This is a genomic window from Streptomyces sp. NPDC028991 (assembly GCF_055564775.1).
In genome coordinates, this window is record NZ_JBVHVP010000002.1 from 221,941 (window position 1) to 238,859 (window position 16,919).

16 protein-coding genes are annotated in these 16,919 nt (G+C 71.0%); 14 read left to right on the plus strand and 2 right to left on the minus strand.

Going from position 1 to position 16,919, the window contains the following annotated elements; translation table 11 throughout:
• Positions 1-216: 216 nt before the first annotated feature.
• Both ACZ4V1_RS05080 and ACZ4V1_RS05085 read right to left on the minus strand, forming a co-directional pair.
• The gene (locus tag ACZ4V1_RS05080) at positions 217-1,581 is read right to left on the minus strand and encodes a sensor histidine kinase (RefSeq protein WP_468329525.1); all 1,365 of its coding nucleotides are present in this window, start codon (positions 1,579-1,581) and stop codon (positions 217-219) included.
• A 226-nt stretch (positions 1,582-1,807) separates the two neighbouring features.
• Positions 1,808-3,049 (minus strand): sensor histidine kinase, encoded by a 1,242-nt coding sequence (locus ACZ4V1_RS05085; RefSeq protein WP_468329528.1) that lies wholly within the window; start codon positions 3,047-3,049, stop codon positions 1,808-1,810.
• A 187-nt stretch (positions 3,050-3,236) separates the two neighbouring features.
• On the opposite strand from ACZ4V1_RS05085, the gene ACZ4V1_RS05090 reads away from it, so the two are divergent.
• From ACZ4V1_RS05090 to ACZ4V1_RS05155, 14 genes are all read left to right on the plus strand, one after another.
• Positions 3,237-3,632 carry an NADH-quinone oxidoreductase subunit A gene (locus tag ACZ4V1_RS05090; protein ID WP_468329531.1) on the plus strand — a complete coding sequence of 132 codons (396 nt, stop codon included), beginning with the start codon at positions 3,237-3,239 and terminating at the stop codon, positions 3,630-3,632.
• Positions 3,623-4,306 (plus strand): NADH-quinone oxidoreductase subunit B, encoded by a 684-nt coding sequence (locus tag ACZ4V1_RS05095; protein ID WP_468329534.1) that lies wholly within the window; start codon positions 3,623-3,625, stop codon positions 4,304-4,306. Before ACZ4V1_RS05090 ends, ACZ4V1_RS05095 begins: the two co-directional genes overlap by 10 nt.
• Complete coding sequence (locus ACZ4V1_RS05100) at positions 4,303-6,114, plus strand: NADH-quinone oxidoreductase subunit C (RefSeq protein WP_468329537.1); 1,812 nt, start codon at positions 4,303-4,305, stop codon at positions 6,112-6,114. The genes ACZ4V1_RS05095 and ACZ4V1_RS05100 overlap by 4 nt, the downstream gene beginning before the upstream one ends.
• Entirely contained in the window at positions 6,111-7,079 is a 969-nt protein-coding gene (locus ACZ4V1_RS05105; RefSeq protein ID WP_468329540.1) for a complex I subunit 1/NuoH family protein, read from the plus strand. Before ACZ4V1_RS05100 ends, ACZ4V1_RS05105 begins: the two co-directional genes overlap by 4 nt.
• A gap of 2 nt (positions 7,080-7,081) precedes the next feature.
• Positions 7,082-7,867: a NuoI/complex I 23 kDa subunit family protein gene (locus ACZ4V1_RS05110; protein WP_468329543.1), complete on the plus strand. Its 786-nt coding sequence runs from the start codon at positions 7,082-7,084 to the stop codon at positions 7,865-7,867.
• A complete protein-coding gene (locus tag ACZ4V1_RS05115; protein WP_468329545.1) occupies positions 7,864-8,622 on the plus strand; it encodes an NADH-quinone oxidoreductase subunit J family protein in 759 nt (252 codons plus the stop codon). Before ACZ4V1_RS05110 ends, ACZ4V1_RS05115 begins: the two co-directional genes overlap by 4 nt.
• The gene (gene nuoK / locus ACZ4V1_RS05120) at positions 8,622-9,014 is read left to right on the plus strand and encodes an NADH-quinone oxidoreductase subunit NuoK (protein WP_468329548.1); all 393 of its coding nucleotides are present in this window, start codon (positions 8,622-8,624) and stop codon (positions 9,012-9,014) included. The genes ACZ4V1_RS05115 and nuoK overlap by 1 nt, the downstream gene beginning before the upstream one ends.
• Positions 9,011-11,005 carry an NADH-quinone oxidoreductase subunit 5 family protein gene (locus ACZ4V1_RS05125; protein ID WP_468329551.1) on the plus strand — a complete coding sequence of 665 codons (1,995 nt, stop codon included), beginning with the start codon at positions 9,011-9,013 and terminating at the stop codon, positions 11,003-11,005. Before nuoK ends, ACZ4V1_RS05125 begins: the two co-directional genes overlap by 4 nt.
• A gap of 6 nt (positions 11,006-11,011) precedes the next feature.
• The gene (locus tag ACZ4V1_RS05130) at positions 11,012-12,586 is read left to right on the plus strand and encodes a complex I subunit 4 family protein (protein ID WP_468329554.1); all 1,575 of its coding nucleotides are present in this window, start codon (positions 11,012-11,014) and stop codon (positions 12,584-12,586) included.
• Positions 12,583-14,118: an NADH-quinone oxidoreductase subunit N gene (locus ACZ4V1_RS05135; protein WP_468329557.1), complete on the plus strand. Its 1,536-nt coding sequence runs from the start codon at positions 12,583-12,585 to the stop codon at positions 14,116-14,118. Before ACZ4V1_RS05130 ends, ACZ4V1_RS05135 begins: the two co-directional genes overlap by 4 nt.
• 265 nt (positions 14,119-14,383) lie before the next feature.
• The gene (htpX, locus tag ACZ4V1_RS05140; protein ID WP_468329560.1) at positions 14,384-15,247 is read left to right on the plus strand and encodes a zinc metalloprotease HtpX; all 864 of its coding nucleotides are present in this window, start codon (positions 14,384-14,386) and stop codon (positions 15,245-15,247) included.
• On the plus strand, positions 15,244-15,660 hold the full coding sequence (locus ACZ4V1_RS05145; protein ID WP_468329563.1) for a YccF domain-containing protein: 417 nt from the start codon (positions 15,244-15,246) through the stop codon (positions 15,658-15,660). The genes htpX and ACZ4V1_RS05145 overlap by 4 nt, the downstream gene beginning before the upstream one ends.
• A 78-nt stretch (positions 15,661-15,738) precedes the next feature.
• The gene (locus ACZ4V1_RS05150; RefSeq protein WP_468329566.1) at positions 15,739-16,332 is read left to right on the plus strand and encodes an SMI1/KNR4 family protein; all 594 of its coding nucleotides are present in this window, start codon (positions 15,739-15,741) and stop codon (positions 16,330-16,332) included.
• A gap of 170 nt (positions 16,333-16,502) precedes the next feature.
• Positions 16,503-16,769 (plus strand): GlsB/YeaQ/YmgE family stress response membrane protein, encoded by a 267-nt coding sequence (locus ACZ4V1_RS05155; protein WP_468329569.1) that lies wholly within the window; start codon positions 16,503-16,505, stop codon positions 16,767-16,769.
• The last annotated feature ends 150 nt before the right edge of the window (positions 16,770-16,919 follow it).

Consider the following 16,919-nt stretch of genomic DNA (forward strand, 5'->3'; position numbering starts at 1 on the left):
TGGCTGCCAGGGGGGTGGCCTTGAGGCGGCCTGGCTGCCAGGGGGGTGGCCTTGAGGCGGCCTGGCTGCCAGGGGGGTGGCCTTGAGGCGGCCTGGCTGCCAGGGGGGTGGCCTTGAGGCGGCCTGGTCGCTGCCAGGGGGGCCTTGAGGCGGCCAATGGGCTTCCCGGTCGACTGGGCGGTGCGGCACCTCTCTCTACTACGGTCCCGCGGCGGATCACCTGGTCACCGGCTCGCTCCGCCACGGCAGCTCCGCGGTCACCCGTGTCGGTCCGCCGGCCGGCGAGTCCACCACGAGGATCCCGTCCACCGCGTCGAGCCGCTCGGCCAGTCCCGCCAGCCCCGACCCCGCCGACGCGTCCGCTCCTCCCACGCCGTCGTCCACGACCTGAAGCATCAGTCGGTTCTCCACCCGCCAGACCTCCACGGCGGCCGACGTGGCCCGTGCGTGCTTGCTGATGTTCTGCAGCAGCTCCGACACCGTGAAGTACGCGATCCCCTCGATCGCCGACGCCGGCCGCTCCACCAGATCCACCTCCACCCGCACCGGCACGGTGCAGCGGGACGCCACCGAGGACAGCGCCGCGTCCAGGCCGCGGTCGGTCAGGACGGCGGGATGAATGCCCCGGGCCAGGTCCCGCAGCTCCTGGAGCGCCGTCTTCACCTCGCCGTGCGCCTCGCCCACCATGACCGCCGCCGCGCGCGGGTCCTCCCTCAGCTTCTCCTTGGCCAGACCCAGATCCATGGCCAGGTTGACCAGGCGGGCCTGTGCCCCGTCGTGCAGGTCGCGCTCGATGCGCCGCAGGTCGGCCGCCGCCGTGTCCACCACGACGCCCCGGTCCGACTCCAGCTCCACCACCCGCGTCGCCAGCCGCGACGGCCCGAGCAGCCCGTGCACCATCAGCCGGTCCACCGTGGTCAGCGCCCGGACGATCCACGGCGTCGCCAGCGTGAACAGCAGCCCGACCAGGGCGGTCACGGTGATCTCGAAGGGGTTGTCCAGGTAGACCCGGTGTGTTTCGTCGCCATACAGCTGGAGCCCGTCCTGGCCCGCGTACATGGGGAACACCCAGAACCACAGCGGGTACGTCAGCATCGCCCAGCCGAACGCCCAGACGTTCACGGCCACGACGAACGAGAACACCGACCACGGGAACTGCAGCACCGCGTACAGCAGGCTCCGCCAGGAGGCGCCGCTCTTGAGCACGGCACCTATCCAGCCCATCGCACCCCGCTTCTTCAGCCGCAGCGGCTCCGGGTCGGACACCCGCAGTCCCAGCAGGGCACGGGCCCGCGCCCGCTCCATCGCGCCGAAGCCCCGGCACCCGGCGAGTGCCGCCGCCAGCACCGGGACCCCCAGGAACGTCACCAGCAGGCCCGCTCCCAGCGACACCATCGTGACGGCGTACGTGAAGAGCAGGACGCCGATCGGCAGGCTCAGCAGCACAAAGCCGAACTCGCGCCAACTGCGTGCCTCGAGGGGTGCCCGCAGACCCGCCGGCAGCCGGTGACGTCGAGCACCGGCGTCCCCGTGGCCGGAACCGCTCCCGAACCCGTAATCCTGTCCGTAATCCGTGGCCATCGGTGCCGTCCCTCTCCTCGTCCTACGGCTGTGCCGTCGTAACTCCACCCTCCTCGACCGCACACCCACGGGCCATGGAGCTCGTCGGCGTCTCAGGAGGGGGGTTTTCCCCACCCCGGGGTCGGGAGGCGATGCCCCGCTGCCTCGTGACCCGTCACCCAGGGCCGGAGGCGCGGAGTCACCCAGGGCCGGAGGCGCGGGGTCACCCAGGGCCGGAGGCGCGGGGTCACCTAGGGCCGGAGGCCCGGGAGGCGGCGTCGGCGGTGCTGCCGGCGGCCTCACGGTCGCGCCAGGGCAGCTCGGCCGTCACCGTCGTCGGGCCGCCCTCCGGCGAGTCGACGACGAAGAGACCGTCGACGGCGGTCAGCCGGTCCGCGAGGCCCCTCATACCCGTACCGCCGTCGAGGCGTGCGCCTCCGCGGCCGTCGTCCTCCACCTGTATGAGCAGTCGGTCGGACGACCGCCACACCTCCACGGAGGCGGACCTCGCCCCGCTGTGCTTGCTGACGTTCTGCAGCAGCTCCGAGACGGTGAAGTAGGAGATGCCCTCGATGGCCGCCGCGGGGCGCTCCGCCAGGTCGACGGTCACCTTGACCGGCACGGTGCAGCGGGAGGCGACCGAGGACAGCGCCGCGTCCAGGCCGCGGTCGGTCAGGACGGCGGGGTGGATGCCGCGAGCCAGGTCTCGCAGCTCCCGCAGGGCCAGCTTCACCTCGCCGTGCGCTTCGTCGACCATGGCCGCCGCCGTGTCGGGATCCTCCAGGAGCTTCTCCTTCGCCAGACCCAGCCCCATGGCCAGGTTGACCAGGCGGGCCTGTGCCCCGTCGTGCAGGTCGCGCTCGATGCGCCGCAGGTCGGCCGCCGCCGTGTCCACCACGACCCCCCGGTCCGACTCCAGCTCGGCGATCCGCCGCTCCAGCTCGTCGGAGGGGGACAGCAACCCGCGCACCATCGCCCGGTCGGCGTTGGCCAGGCCCCGCGCGATGAACGGCAGCACCGGCCACAGCACGAACAACGACGTCAACGTGACGACGAAGGTGAGGATGCCCCAAGGGAGCCGTATGAAGTCGTACAGGACGGTGCGCCAGCCCACCGGATCCTTCAACGCCATCCACAACTGTGCGAAGAACCCGTCCCCGCTCCGCCACGGCAGCCGGCTCGGCTCGTCCACCCGCACTCCGAGCAGTGCCCGGGCACGCGCCCGCTCCAGCTTGCCCAACTGCCGCGCGCCCAGAAGCCCGGCCGCCAGCAGCGGCAACCCGATCACCGTGGCCGTCAACCCGGCGCCGACGGCCAGCATCGTCACGACGTACGTGAATCCGATCAGCGATGCCGGGAGATTCGCCAGCAGGTGGGCGATCTCCTTCCAGGTGTGCCGGTCGTAGGCGAAACGGGCCGGCGGCAGGCGGTCTCCGGTCGCTGCGCCGGTGGTACCGGCGGGATTCGATGTCGAGAGGCGTTCGGTCATACGAGTCAGCGTGCCGTGCGGCACGACGCCGCGCCATGAGGTGGACCGCCAGGATGTACTGAGGAAAACCCCACCCCCCGCGTCCCAAGGTGTGACGGGCTGCTTACCGTCTCTTTATCAGGGCCTAGACTCCCGTACGCACAGATCGTCGAACAACAGCGTTCAGGACAGGGAGCGAGGGACGCACGTGCCGGAACCGACCGTCGGGCTCGCCGCGGACTATTTCCAGTCCTACTCGGTCGTCGGACTGCTCGCCGTCGTGGGCGTGCTCTTCGTCGCCGTCGCATTCGGGGCCGGGCGCCTGCTGCGGCCCGTGGTCCCGACTCCCGAGAAGCTGCTGACGTACGAGTGCGGTGTCGACCCCGTCGGCGGCGGCTGGGCCCACACCCAGGTCCGCTACTACGTCTACGCGTTTCTCTACGTCATCTTCGCGGTCGACTCGATCTTCCTCTTCCCCTGGGCGACGGTCTTCGCCGATCCTGGTTACGGAGCGACAACCCTCGTGGAGATGTTCATCTTCCTCGGATTCCTCGCCGTGGGTCTGTTGTACGCATACAGGAAGGGCGTCCTGTCATGGACGTGAATCCCGCCGAACCCGTGCCGCTCCCGGAGCCCAAGCGGCTCGGCGCGCTCGCCCGTCTCGCCCCGGAACCCATGAAGGTCGTCCTGAACTGGGGCCGCCGGTACTCCCTGTGGGTCTTCAACTTCGGCCTCGCCTGCTGCGCGATCGAGTTCATCGCCGCTTCGATGGCGCGCCACGACTTCATCCGGCTCGGCGTCATCCCGTTCGCGCCGGGCCCCCGCCAGGCCGACCTGATGGTGGTCTCCGGCACGGTCACCGACAAGATGGCGCCGGCCGTCAAGCGCCTGTACGAGCAGATGCCCGAGCCGAAGTACGTCATCTCCTTCGGCGCCTGCTCCAACTGCGGCGGCCCCTACTGGGACTCCTACTCCGTGACCAAGGGCGTCGACCAGATCATCCCGGTCGACGTCTACGTCCCCGGCTGTCCGCCGCGCCCCGAGGCGCTCCTCCAGGGGATCCTGAAACTCCAGGAGAAGATCGCGCGCGAGTCGCTGGGGGAGCGGTACGGCACTTCGCCCCGGCCGTCGGCGGCCGCGCTGCGGAGCGGCCTGGTGCGGCCACCTGCCCCGGACACGGCTCCGGACTCGGCTCCGGATACGTCCCCGGATACGTCCCCGGGCCCGGCCCCGGACTCCGCCGTGGACCAGGGCTCGCGCTCGGGGGAGGCCCGATGACCGCGGTCGGCTGGCTGCCCGCCGGCGCCGAGGAACTCTTCGGTACGCAGGCCACGGCCGAGGAGTCGTACGGCCTCCTGACCGTGGACGTGCCGCCGGCATCCTGGATCTCCGCCCTGGAGACCGCGCGTGACCGGCTGGGCTGCACGTACTTCGACTGGCTGAGCGCGGTCGACGAACCGGGCACGGGGTTCCGCGTCGCGGCGCACGTCGCGGCCCTCGGCCCCGTGCGCCGGCTGCTCCTGCGCACGACGGTCCCGCACGAGGCCCCGGTCCTGCCCACCGCTGTCGCGGTGTACGCGGGCGCTGCCTGGCACGAGCGCGAGACCCATGAGATGTTCGGCGTCACCTTCGAGAACCACCCCGCGCTGGACCACCTGCTCCTGCCGGAGGGCTTCGAGGGCCATCCCCTGCGGAAGGACTTCGTCCTCGCCGCCCGCGTGGCCAAGGCCTGGCCCGGGGCCAAGGAGCCGGGCGAGTCCGACCACGGCGGCCCCCGGCGCCGCCAAATGCTGCCGCCTGGCGTCCCCGACCCCAACGAATGGGGCCCGTTGAAGGGACAGCTGCCTCCCGCTCCGGCCCGCCCCGCACGTGGGGCGGGGCGGGCGGCTGGGGAGCGTCCGGCCCGCGCGGCAGGTGACCGCCCGGCCCGCCGGACCCGCACGGCCGGCGAGGGTTCCGCCAGCCAGTCGGTGCCCGGCACCGACGCCCCCGCCACCCCCCGCCGCTCCCGCACGGCCGGCGAGGGTTCCGCCAGCCAGACGCCCCCCGCCACCGAACCGTCTGCCGCCCCACCGGCCCGGCGCGCGCGAAGCGCGAGCGAGGGCTCGGCGTCCCAACGGACGGACGCTCCGGCGGACAAGCCCACCGTGGAGACAGCGGCTGAGCGGGGAACGGCCGAGTCGGCAGCGTCCGGGCGGGAACCGGCTGAGTCGGCAACATCCGGGCGGAACTCGGCTGGGCAGGCGTCGACAGGGCAGGCATCGGCTGGGCAGGAATCTACTGGGCCGGAATCGGCTGGGCAGGGCGTCGGTGGGGAGACCGCCCCGCCGACTCGACGCGCGCGCAGCGCCGGTGAGGGCTCGGCGTCGCAGCGGGCCGGATCGGGCGGTACCGCAGGTTCCCGACGTGCCAGGAGCGTGTCCGAGGGCTCGGTGAGTCAGCGCTCCACCTCCGATGCCGGGGCGCCAGACCAGACGGCCGCCGGTCCGACCACCCCTGTCGGCGACGACCCCGCCACGTCCCCGCGCACCGAGGAACCGGCCCCGAAGGCCGCCCCTTTCACACCCCGCAGCCCGGATGCCCCGTGGCACCACGCCCGTCCTGCCTTCGGCGAGGGCGGGCCGGAGTCGCTTCACGGGTCCGGACCGCGGACGAACAGGGCCCCGGGCGCCACGGCCGAGCAAAGGCCCGGGCACGGGCAAGAGCGGGAACAGGGCCAGGAGCCGGTGCCGGGACACGGGCCGGGAGGACAGGAGCCGGAAGCCGGGCAGGACGCCGAGGCGTCCCCAGGCCCCAAGCCGGCCGCAAGCTCGGAAGCGCCCCAAGCCGCGGGAGCGACGCAAGCGACAGAAACAACGCAAGCGACAGAAGCCACGAACGAGTCCGGCACCACCGACGAGTCCGGCACCTCCGACGAGTCCGGCACTACCGATGAGCCGCAGGCCGCCGGAGAGCCACGAGCTCCCGGAGACCCGCAGACACCCGACGACTCCGACACCCTCCAGAACCACAACCACAACCACAACCACAACCACAACCACAAGCACAACCAAGACCGCCCGAAACCGCCAGGAGGCTCGCAGTGAACGACGCGCTCGACGTCACCCTGCGCCTCCTCGTCGTCTTCGCCGTCTTCCTCACCTTCCCCCTGCTCGTCGGCCAGACCGAGCACAAGGTGATGGCCCACATGCAGGGCCGCCTGGGCCCGATGTACGCGGGTGGTTTCCACGGCTGGGCCCAGCTCGTCGCGGACGGCGTGAAGTTCGCGCAGAAGGAGGACGTGGTCCCCGCCGACGCGGACCGCCGCATCTTCCAGCTCGCCCCCGCCGTGGCCCTGCTGCCGTACCTACTGGTTCTCCTGGCCATCCCCATCGGCCCAGGAGAAGGCGCGGTCGGCCAGGTCGTCGATGCGGGCATCTTCTTCGTCCTCGCCGTCATGGGCGTGGGCGTCCTCGGCTCGCTCATGGCAGGCTGGGCGTCCGCCAACAAGTACTCCCTCCTCGGCGGCCTGCGGACGGCCGCCCAGCTCCTCGCGTACGAACTGCCGATGCTGCTCACTGCGGCCTCGGTGGCCATGGCCGCCGGCACCGTCTCGCTCGTCGGGATCCTCGACGCCTTCGAGTGGTGGTGGCTGCCCTGGCAGATCGTCGGCGCGATCGTCTTCTTCGTCGCCGGGCTGGCCGAACTGCAACGGCCCCCCTTCGACATGCCGGTCGCCGACTCGGAGATCATCTTCGGCGCCTACACCGAGTACACCGGCCTGCGCTTCGCCCTCTTCCTCCTCGCCGAGTACGCCGGGATCGTCGTCCTGTGCGGGCTGACCACCGTCCTCTTCCTGGGCGGCTGGCACGGCCCCTGGGGCGCCGACGGCCTCGGCTGGGTGTGGACCCTGCTGAAGACGGCCGTCCTCGCCTTCGTCGTGATCTGGCTGCGCGTGACCTACCCGCGCCTGCGCGAGGACCAGCTCCAGAGGCTTTCCTGGACCCTCCTCGTCCCCCTCTCTCTCGCCCAGATCGCCCTCACCGGCATCGTCAAGGTGGTGATCCAGTAACCATGTCCCACTCGTCGTCCGACCACCGCCCCGCAGCGACGCCCTCCGGGCCCCGCCTGTCGATCCCCGGCTCGGGCCTGGCCAAGGGCCTGGCCGTCACCCTCCGCACGATGACGAAGAAGACCGTCACCGAGCAGTACCCCGACGCCCAGCCCGAGCTCCCGCCCCGCACCCGCGGTGTGATCGGTCTGTTCGAGGAGAACTGCACGGTCTGCATGCTGTGCGCCCGCGAGTGCCCCGACTGGTGCATCTACATCGACTCCCACAAGGAGACGGTCCCGGCGGCGACGCCCGCAGGACGCGACCGCAGCCGCAACGTCCTCGACCGCTTCGCCATCGACTTCTCCCTGTGCATGTACTGCGGCATCTGCATCGAGGTCTGTCCTTTCGACGCCCTGTTCTGGTCCCCGGAGTTCGAATACTCCGAGACGGACATCCGTGACCTCACCCACGAACGCGACAAGCTCCGGGAGTGGATGTGGACGGTTCCGGCACCGCCCGCCCTCGACCCCGGTGCTGAGGAACCGAAGGAACTCGCCGCAGCCCGCAAGACCGCCGACAAGCTGGCCGCTCAGCAGGAGACCGCTCAGCAGGAGACCGCTCAGCAGGAGTCCGCCCACCAGGAGGCGGACCGGGCGAGCGAACCGCACGCCGACGAGCAGGTCCGCGCCGCCGAGCAGCCAACCCGTCCGATGGGCGCCTCCAAGCAGCAGACGGACCAGCCGAGGCCGACGCCGGATCCGTCCAAGCCCACATCGGACCAGCCGGAGCGGGAGGACTGGGAATGACCCTCGCAACGACCGTCGGCCACCTCGCCGCGGACTACACGACCAAGGCCGCCGAATCCCAGGGCTTTCTCTCCCCGACCGGCGTGGAGATCGCCTTCCTCCTCGTCGGCCTCGTCACCTTCGGCGCCGCCGTCGTCACCGTCACGACCCGGCAGCTCGTCCATGCGGCCCTGTGGCTGGTCGTGGCCCTCGGCGGGCTCGCCGTCGAGTACCTGCTGCTCACCGCGGAGTTCATCGCGTGGGTGCAGGTCCTCATCTACGTCGGTGCCGTCGTCGTCCTCATCCTGTTCGGCCTGATGCTCACCAGGGCCCCCATCGGCCGGTCCCCGGACGCCGACTCCGGCAACCGCTGGGCCGCCCTCACCGTGGCCGTCGCCGCCGCCGCGGCCCTGGTGTGGGTCGTCGTCGACGCTTTCCGTACCACGTGGATCGCCCTGGACGGCCCGGCCGCCGGCTCCACGGCCGTGACCGGGGCGAGTCTCTTCCAGAACTGGGTCCTCCCCTTCGAGGCCCTCTCCGTCCTCCTCCTCGCCGCCCTGGTCGGCGCCATCGTCCTCTCCCGCAAGGCCAAGGCGGACCGCTCGGCCGGCGCCGGCCGAGCAACCGGCACCAGCCGTGCCGCTGCCCCACGCCGTACGACCGACGCCGCCAGTCCTACGACCGGCGCCAGTCCTACGACCGACGCGGCCAGTCCTACGACCGACGCCGGCCGGCCGGCCGACCCGAACGGCTCCGGCCAGGGTGGTGTCCGCTGATGCACCTCGCCTATCCCGCCGTTCTCTCCGTCCTCCTGTTCTGCACGGGCCTGTACGGCGTCCTCGCCCGCCGCAACGCGATCCTGGTGCTGATGTCGGTCGAGCTGATGCTCAACGCCGTCAACCTCAATCTGGTCGCCTTCGACGTCTGGCTCAGCAAGGCCGCCGAGGAGACCCTGCACTCAGGCCAGGCCCTGACCCTGTTCACGATCGCCATCGCGGCCGCCGAGATCGGCATCGGCCTGGCGATCGTGCTCGCCGTCCACCGCAACCGCGGCACCTCCGACATCGACAAGCTCCGCGACACCGCCGAGGGCCAAGAGCCGGACGGCCCCGACACCGATGCCCCCGCGACCGGGACGGCCGCCGAGAAGGCAGAGGCCACCGCGTGACCACGACCACCCTCGCCGTACTCGTCCCCCTTCTCCCCTTCCTAGGGGCAGCCGCCGGCCTCCTCCTGGGACGTACGGCGCCCGGGTTCGTCCGCCCGCTCGCGGTCCTGCCGATGCTGGCGGCTCTCGTCCTCGCCGTGCTGGTCGCGTCCCGTCAGGGCGGTGGCCGGGCCGTCGACGCCGTCACGGAGCTGACGCCCACCGGTTCGGTCCCCATCGAACTCGCCCTGCACATCGACGGCTTCGCCGCCCTCGTCGCCGTACTGGTCGGCTGCGTCGCCACCTGTGTGCAGATCTACTCGACGGGCTACCTGCGCGACGATCCCCGCTACGCCTCGTACGCCGCTCTCGTCTCCCTGTTCACCTCCGCCATGTTCCTCGTCGTCTACTCGGGCGACCTGATGGTGCTGCTGGTCGGCTGGGAGATCATGGGCATCTGCTCGTACTTCCTCGTCGGCCACTACTGGGAGACCCCCGAGGCGCGCGCCGCCTCCCTCAAGGCCTTCCTGGTGACCAAGCTCGGTGACGTCCCCTTCCTGATCGGCCTGCTGGCGCTGGCCACCGAGGCCGGCTCCTTCCGCATCACCACGATCCTCGGCGCGGTCGCGAACGGCTCACTCGACCATCCGACGCTGATCGCCCTGCTGCTCCTGGCCGGTGTCGCGGGCAAGTCGGCGCAGTTCCCGTTGCACACCTGGCTCCCCGACGCGATGGCGGGCCCGACGCCCGTCTCCGCGCTGATCCACGCCGCGACGATGGTCGCCGCCGGCGTCTACTTCGTCGCCCGGCTCCTTCCGCTGTTCCAGGCCTCACGGGCCGCGATGGTCGTCCTCGCCGTGATGGCCGCGGTCACGATGGTCGGCTCGGCCCTCGCCGCGCTCGCCCAGGACGACATCAAGCGCGTCCTCGCCTACTCGACCATCGGGCAGCTCGGTTACATGACCGGCGCCCTCGCCGCCGGCGACCGCGGTGCCGCCGTCTTCCACCTCCTTTCGCACGGCGCCTTCAAGGCGCTGCTGTTCCTCGGCGCCGGCGTGATCATCCACGCCGCCGGCACCAACTCGCTGGCCGCCATGTCCCGCATGCGGGGCCTGCGCGACCGGGTCCCGGACGCCTACTGGACGATGACCGTGGCGCTGCTCGCGCTCGCCGCGATCCCGCCCTTCAGCGGCTTCTTCTCCAAGGAGTCCGTCCTCGGCGCCGCGGAGCACGTCGCCACCGGCCACACCGGGCAGGCGCCCGGCGCCGCGGGCTGGACCGTCCTCGTCGCCGGCCTGGTCACGGCCCTGCTCACCGCTGCGTACGCGACGCGTCTGTGGCTGCTGGTCTTCCGCGGGCGGGGCGCCGAGGCACCCGACCACGGCAAGCAGCCAGTGGCCATGAACGCCGTGCTCTGGGTGCTGGCCCTCCCCTCGCTCGCTCTCGGTGGGCTCGCCTTCCGCCTGCTGCCCGACTGGTTCGACGGTCACGACCTCACTCCCACCCTCACCACCTCCGTGCTCGGCACGGGCGTGGCCCTGGTCGGCGGCATCGTCACCTACGCCGCCTGGCGCCAGACCACGGCGCTCGCGGACCGCACGCCGCTGGGCGCCGTCGCGGCCCACCCGGAGGGCGACGCCGCGCTGGTGGAGGCCGAGGCCATCGCCAGCCACAAACCCGCCTACGGAGACGTCGCCCACGCCCACGACCCGTCGGACCCCGGACGACTCCTGCTGGGGCCGCTGCACCGGCACGCTGCCGTCGGCTTCCACCTGGACACGGTGTACGCGACTCTCTTCGTCCGCCCGGTCCAGGCCGGCGCGAGCCTCGTCCGGTTCCTCGACCGCGAGGTCGTCGACACCTACGTACGCGGGGCGGGAACCCTGCCCCGCTGGCTCGGCGCCGCCGTACGACGGGCCCAGACCGGCAATGTGCAGACCTATGTGAGCGCGCTGCTCGCCGGCACCGTCGTCCTCGCGGTCGCCGCCGTCCTCGTCGCCACGGGAGCGTGAGCAGGCGTGATCGATATCAACGAGTCCGTGATGCAGTTCCTTCTGGCGTTGATCGTCGTCGGCCCGCTCCTGGGCGCCGCCGCCGCTCTCCTGCCGGCCCCGCCCGGGCTGAAGGGGAAGTCGCCCGACCAGGCAGTCCTCCGGCACGGCGTCACCGTCACCGGGGCCGTCCTCATCGCCGCGATCGTCCTCGTCCTCGGCTTCGACCACGACCATCCATCGAAGATGCAGGCCAGCACGGACATCAGCTGGATCCCCGCACTCGACGTACGCATCCACCTCGGCATCGACGGCATCTCCCTCCCCCTGCTGGTCCTGACCGCGCTCCTGACCTTCCTGTGCGCGCTCTACACGTACTTCAAGATGCCCGCGGGCCCGAGCCCGAAGGCCTTCGTCGCACTGCTGCTCGTCCTGGAGTCCGGCACTCTCGCGACCTTCGCCGTCCTCGACCTGATCCTGTTCTTCCTCGCCTTCGAGATGGTCCTCATCCCGATGTACTTCCTCATCGCCCGCTGGGGCGGCGAGGGACGGGCCGGGGCCGCCTGGAAATTCATCCTCTACACGCTCCTCGGCTCCGTCGTCATGCTGCTCGGCCTGCTCCTGATCGGAATCACGGCGGGCACGTTCGACATGGTGGCACTCGCCACTGACAATGGCCGGTCCCTCACCACATCCGTGCAGGTCACCGCCGTTCTGGCGATCGGGATCGGGCTCGCGGTCAAGACCCCGATGTGGCCGCTGCACAGCTGGCTGCCCGACGCCCACACGGCCGCGCCGACCGTCGGTTCGGTCCTGCTGGCCGGTGTCCTGCTCAAGATGGGTACGTACGGTTTCGTCCGGATTCTCCTCCCGGCCGCGCCGGACGGTTTCCAGACCTTCGCGCCCTACCTCGCCGCCTTCGCGGTCGTCGGTATCATCTACGGCTCACTGGCCTGCCTGGCCCTCGCCAAACGGGGCGCGAAGGGCGACCTCAAGCGCCTCATCGCCTACTCCTCCGTCGGCCACATGGGCTTCGTCCTGCTCGGCATCTCGACCATGACCCCGACCGGCGTGAACGGCGCCCTGTTCGCCAACATCGCCCACGGCCTCATCACCGGCCTGCTCTTCTTCGTCGTCGGTGCCCTCAAGGACCGCACCGGCACCACCGACCTCGACACCCTCGCCGAGGAGACCGGAGCAGCCCTGTACGGCAAGGCACCGCGCCTCGGTGGCCTGCTCGCCTTCGCGGCGGTCGCCTCGCTCGGCCTGCCGGGCCTGGCCGGATTCTGGGGGGAGATGCTGGCCCTGTTCGGCGCCTTCGACCCCCACGACGACCTCAGCCGCCCCGCATACCTCACGTTCATGGCCGTCGCCGCGTTCGGCACCCTGCTGACCGCCGCCTACATGCTGATCGTGGTCCGCCGCGTCTGCATGGGCGCCGTACCGCGGGAAGCCCCGAAGATCACCGACGTACGCACGTACGAGTTCGCCGCCTGGACGCCGCTCGTCGCCCTCACCGTCGTCGCCGGACTCTGGCCCAAGGTCCTGCTCGGGCTGACCGACCCGGCCGTGCAGCAGCTCCTCTCAGGAGGCACCCGATGAGCTACCCGGCCCAGCTCGTGGCGGCGCCACCGGCCCAGAACCTCGTCCAGTCCGTCGACTGGCTCGCCATCGCGCCACCCACCATCGCCGCCGTCGTCGGACTCCTCGTCCTGATCGTCGACCTGTTCCTCAAGGACGCCCGCAAGCCGCTGCTCGGCTGGGTTTCGGTCGCCGGACTCGCCGTCGCCGCGCTCATGCTGCTGCCCCTGGTGAACGGCGACCGTTCGACGTTCTGCCTGACCGGCGACGCCGACGTCTGCAGCTACACCGCGGACACCTTCACCCTCGCCATCCAGTTCCTGGTGCTCGGCGGGGCTCTCCTGACCGCCCTGCTGTCCGTCACCGCCGTCAAGGACGCCGACCGCGGACTCCCCGAGGGCGAGTTCTGGTTCCTGCTGCTCTCCTCCGCGGCCGGCGCCGCGCTCCTGCCGGCCTCCCGCGACCTCGCGACTCTCATCGTCGCCCTGGAGGTCGCCTCCCTGCCCGCCTTCGCCCTCGTGGGCCTGCGGCAGGGCGACCGACGGTCCTCCGAAGCGGCCCTGAAGTTCTTCCTGTCGTCGGTCACCGCCACCGCGGTCAGCCTCATGGGCATCAGCTTCGTGTACGCCTCCACCGGCACCCTCTACCTCACCCAGGTGGCCGAACGCATCCAGCACGTCGACGGACAGCTCACCACGCTCGCCCAGAGCGGCGTCGTCCTCACGCTCGTCGGCTTCGCCTTCAAGACGGCCGCAGTGCCCTTCCACTTCTGGGTGCCCGACACATATGTGGGCGCGCCCCTGCCGATCGCCGCCTACCTGTCCGTGGTCGGCAAGGCGGTCGGTTTCACCGGCCTGATCCTCGTCACAGTCATCGCCCTCCCGTCCTACGCCGACGTCTGGGGACCGGCCCTCGCGGCACTGGCCGCGCTCACCATGACCGTCGGCAACGTCGGAGCCCTCCGCCAGCAGGCCACGCGCGCGTACAGCGCGGTACGCCTGCTCGCCTGGTCGTCCGTCGGCCAGGCCGGCTACCTCCTGGTGCCGCTCGCCGCCGCCGCGTACTCCGACGACCCCGAGCGCTCGATCGGCTCCACCGTCGCCTACGCCCTCATGTACGCCGCGGTGAACCTCGGCGCCTTCGCGGTGGCCGCGCTCGTGAGCCGTACGAAGTCCCGGAACCGGGTCGCCGACTACCGCGGCCTGTACGCGTCCAACCCGCTGACCGCCCTGGCCCTGGCGTTCTTCCTGCTCAGCCTCGCCGGACTGCCACCCGGCATCATCGGCCTCTTCGCCAAGGTCACGGTCTTCTCCGCGGCCGTCGACGCGGGGCTCGGCTGGCTGGCCGTCGTCATGGCCGTCAACGTCGTCATCGCGCTGTTCTACTACCTCCAATGGACTGCCCTGCTGTTCCGGGCGCCCGCCGACGCGACCGAGAAGCACCGGGTCCCCGCCCCTCTCACGGCGGCGATCACCGTGACCGCGGTCCTCGCAGTCGCCCTCTCGGGAGCGCCTCAGCTCATCCTGCGCTTCGCCGACACCGGGCTCTTCTGAGCAGCGGCCGCTTCACACACGCGCGCGTCCGGCACCCGGTCTCCACGCGCGCGTGCCGGACGCCGCGCGGCCGTCACCCGTTCGGACCACCCGCGCTGCCGCGGACGCCAGGGAACTGGCGGCCCTCGCCTGGCGTTGACCAGTACGGAAGGGTCCACTGGACGTGACGCCACGGCACCGGTGGCGACGGAGACCAGGAAGCAACCACAGCGAGCGACACCAGCAAGCAAAGGGTTCCCCTGCTGCACCACTTGGAGGGCGTACCGTGCACCGCCGGCACAACGGGCTCAGGACCGCAGTACTCCTCGGGGGACTGTCCGCGCTCATCATCGTCATCGGCAGCTTCTTCGGCCGAGCGGGGCTCGTCGTCGCCGTCCTCGTCGCCCTGGGCACGAACGCGTACGCGTACTGGAACAGCGACAAGCTCGCGCTGCGCGCGATGCGCGCCCGGCCGGTCAGCGAGTTCGAGGCCCCGGCGCTGTACCGCATGGTCCGCGAGCTCTCCACCCAGGCGCGCCAGCCCATGCCGCGCCTGTACATCTCCCCGACGGAGGCACCGAACGCCTTCGCGACCGGCCGCAACCCGCGCAACGCGGCCGTGTGCTGCACCGAGGGCATCATGCGCCTGCTCGACGAGCGAGAACTGCGCGGCGTCATCGGACACGAGCTGAGTCACGTCTACAACCGCGACATCCTGATCTCCTCCGTCGCCGGCGCCCTGGCCTCCGTGATCATGTTCCTGGTCAACTTCGCCTGGCTTATCCCCATCGGCCGCTCGAACGACGATGACGGACCCGGTTTGCTGGGCATGCTCCTCATCATGATCCTCGGTCCGCTCGCCGCCTCCGTCATCCAACTGGCGATCAGCCGCTCCAGGGAGTACGAGGCCGACGCCTCCGGTGCCCAGCTCACGGGGGACCCGATCGCCCTCGCCGGCGCCCTGCGCAAACTGGAACTGGGCACGAAGCAGCTTCCGCTGCCCCCGGAGCCCAGGATCGAGACCGCCAGCCACATGATGATCGCGAATCCGTTCAGGCCGGGACAGGGGCTCTCGAAGATGTTCTCCACCCACCCGCCGATGGCGGAGCGAATCGCCCGACTCGAAAAGATGGCAGGTCGTCAGCAGTGAAGACCATCCTCAACGTCATTTGGCTCGTGCTCAGCGGCTTCTGGCTGTTCCTCGGCTACCTGGTCGCGGGCGCGCTGCTCTGCATCACGATCATCGGAATCCCATTCGGCATCGCGGCCTTCCGCATCGGTGTCTACGCGCTGTGGCCCTTCGGGTACACGGCGGTCGAGCGCCGCGACGCGGGAGCACCCTCCTGCATCGGCAACGTGCTCTGGCTGGTCCTCGCCGGCTGGTGGCTCGCCATCGGCCACATCGTCACCGGCATCGCGTTGTGCGTCACGATCATCGGCATCCCGCTCGGCATCGCCAACTTCAAGCTGATCCCGGTCTCGCTGCTCCCGATGGGACGCGAGATCGTCCGGACGGACCAGCCGTTCACGGCTACCGCCGGTACGCAAAGGACCGGCTGGTAGGAACCCGTCGCTTCTGCACAACCGCAGGGTTGTCCACAGGCCCGCCCGACTGTCGGTGGCGACCTGCATCATGAGCCCATGACCGAGAACGAGCAGTTGCTGGCACGGGTGGCCGCCAAGGCACGCAACACCCGTTCGTGGGGCTGGGCTTCCCTGCCCGAGCCCGTGGACGAGGCGACGTCGGCCCGTGCCGAGGCCGCCCTGGGCTTCTCCCTCCCACCCCTGCTCGCCGAGCTCTACTCGCGGATAGGGGACGGTGGGTTCGGCCCCGAGTACGGTCTGCTGCCCCTGCTCGACAGCTCGCCTTCAGGCGAGCCCGCCGCGGTGGCCCAGTACCTCGCCAACCGCGAGGGCGCGCTGAAGGACCCAGACTGGCCCTGGCCCGAGGGAGTTCTGCCGATATCCCACTGGGGCTGCGCGATGTACGCGTGCGTGGACTGCCGCTCCCCGCAGGCCACCGTTCTGCTCTTCGAGCCCAACCCCGGAGACGTCGACCAGGCCTGGTTCGTCGACGCCCCGAGCCTCTCGGACTGGCTGCGCGCCTGGATCGAAGGCACGGGCTGGTACGAGGAGGCCAACGAGGGACTGGAGCTGGCTCCGTGGACCGACTTCCCCACCCGCACGGCGAGAAGGCCCACGACGACACCTACAGCGCCCGTGCGGGCACCCTGAGACACGGCACGGCCGACAGGAGCCCGGCCGGTGATCACACCACACTGATCAGCGCAACCACCGGGCGTGATCGGAACGTCTTCCTCACCAGCAGGACATGAACACGCGCGGAGGACGAGCCCACAGCGAGGGGACAGCGCGGGCACAGCGAGAAAGGGCAGGGACACGGCATGACCGTCATCGGCTGGATCATCCTCGGACTGTTGGCCGGAGCCATCGCCAAGTTCCTGCTGCCGGGCCGCGACCCGGGAGGGCTCGTGGGCACGACCCTCATCGGCATCGCAGGGGCGTTCACCGGCGGCTGGATATCGGCCCGCTGGCTGGACCACCCGGTCAGCAAGGACTTTTACGACGGTGCCACCTGGGCGGCGGCCATCGGCGGTTCCCTGGTGCTCCTGATCGCCTACCGGCTCCTGTTCGGCAACTCCCGCGACTGACCACGCCGGAACCACGGCCGGCCGACGGACAGCGGCCGAGCACCGGGACGAACACCGGGACGAACACCGGACGAGGAAGGGCAGGCACCTATGTGCCCGCCCTTCCTCGTCAGCGGGGGCCGTTCCCGCGCCTGGCGTTTCGCGCGTCGT

Bases quoted from the DNA above. Each gene is read 5' to 3' on its own strand.
- ACZ4V1_RS05095 (WP_468329534.1), top strand. From the start codon at position 3,623: ATGGACGTGAATCCCGCCGAACCCGTGCCGCTCCCGGAGCCCAAGCGG.
- ACZ4V1_RS05110 (WP_468329543.1), top strand. From the start codon at position 7,082: ATGTCCCACTCGTCGTCCGACCACCGCCCCGCAGCGACGCCCTCCGGG.
- ACZ4V1_RS05085 (WP_468329528.1), bottom strand. From the start codon at position 3,049: ATGACCGAACGCCTCTCGACATCGAATCCCGCCGGTACCACCGGCGCA.
- ACZ4V1_RS05115 (WP_468329545.1), top strand. From the start codon at position 7,864: ATGACCCTCGCAACGACCGTCGGCCACCTCGCCGCGGACTACACGACC.
- ACZ4V1_RS05150 (WP_468329566.1), top strand. From the start codon at position 15,739: ATGACCGAGAACGAGCAGTTGCTGGCACGGGTGGCCGCCAAGGCACGC.
- ACZ4V1_RS05135 (WP_468329557.1), top strand. From the start codon at position 12,583: ATGAGCTACCCGGCCCAGCTCGTGGCGGCGCCACCGGCCCAGAACCTC.
- ACZ4V1_RS05100 (WP_468329537.1), top strand. From the start codon at position 4,303: ATGACCGCGGTCGGCTGGCTGCCCGCCGGCGCCGAGGAACTCTTCGGT.
- nuoK (WP_468329548.1), top strand. From the start codon at position 8,622: ATGCACCTCGCCTATCCCGCCGTTCTCTCCGTCCTCCTGTTCTGCACG.
- ACZ4V1_RS05080 (WP_468329525.1), bottom strand. From the start codon at position 1,581: ATGGCCACGGATTACGGACAGGATTACGGGTTCGGGAGCGGTTCCGGC.
- ACZ4V1_RS05155 (WP_468329569.1), top strand. From the start codon at position 16,503: ATGACCGTCATCGGCTGGATCATCCTCGGACTGTTGGCCGGAGCCATC.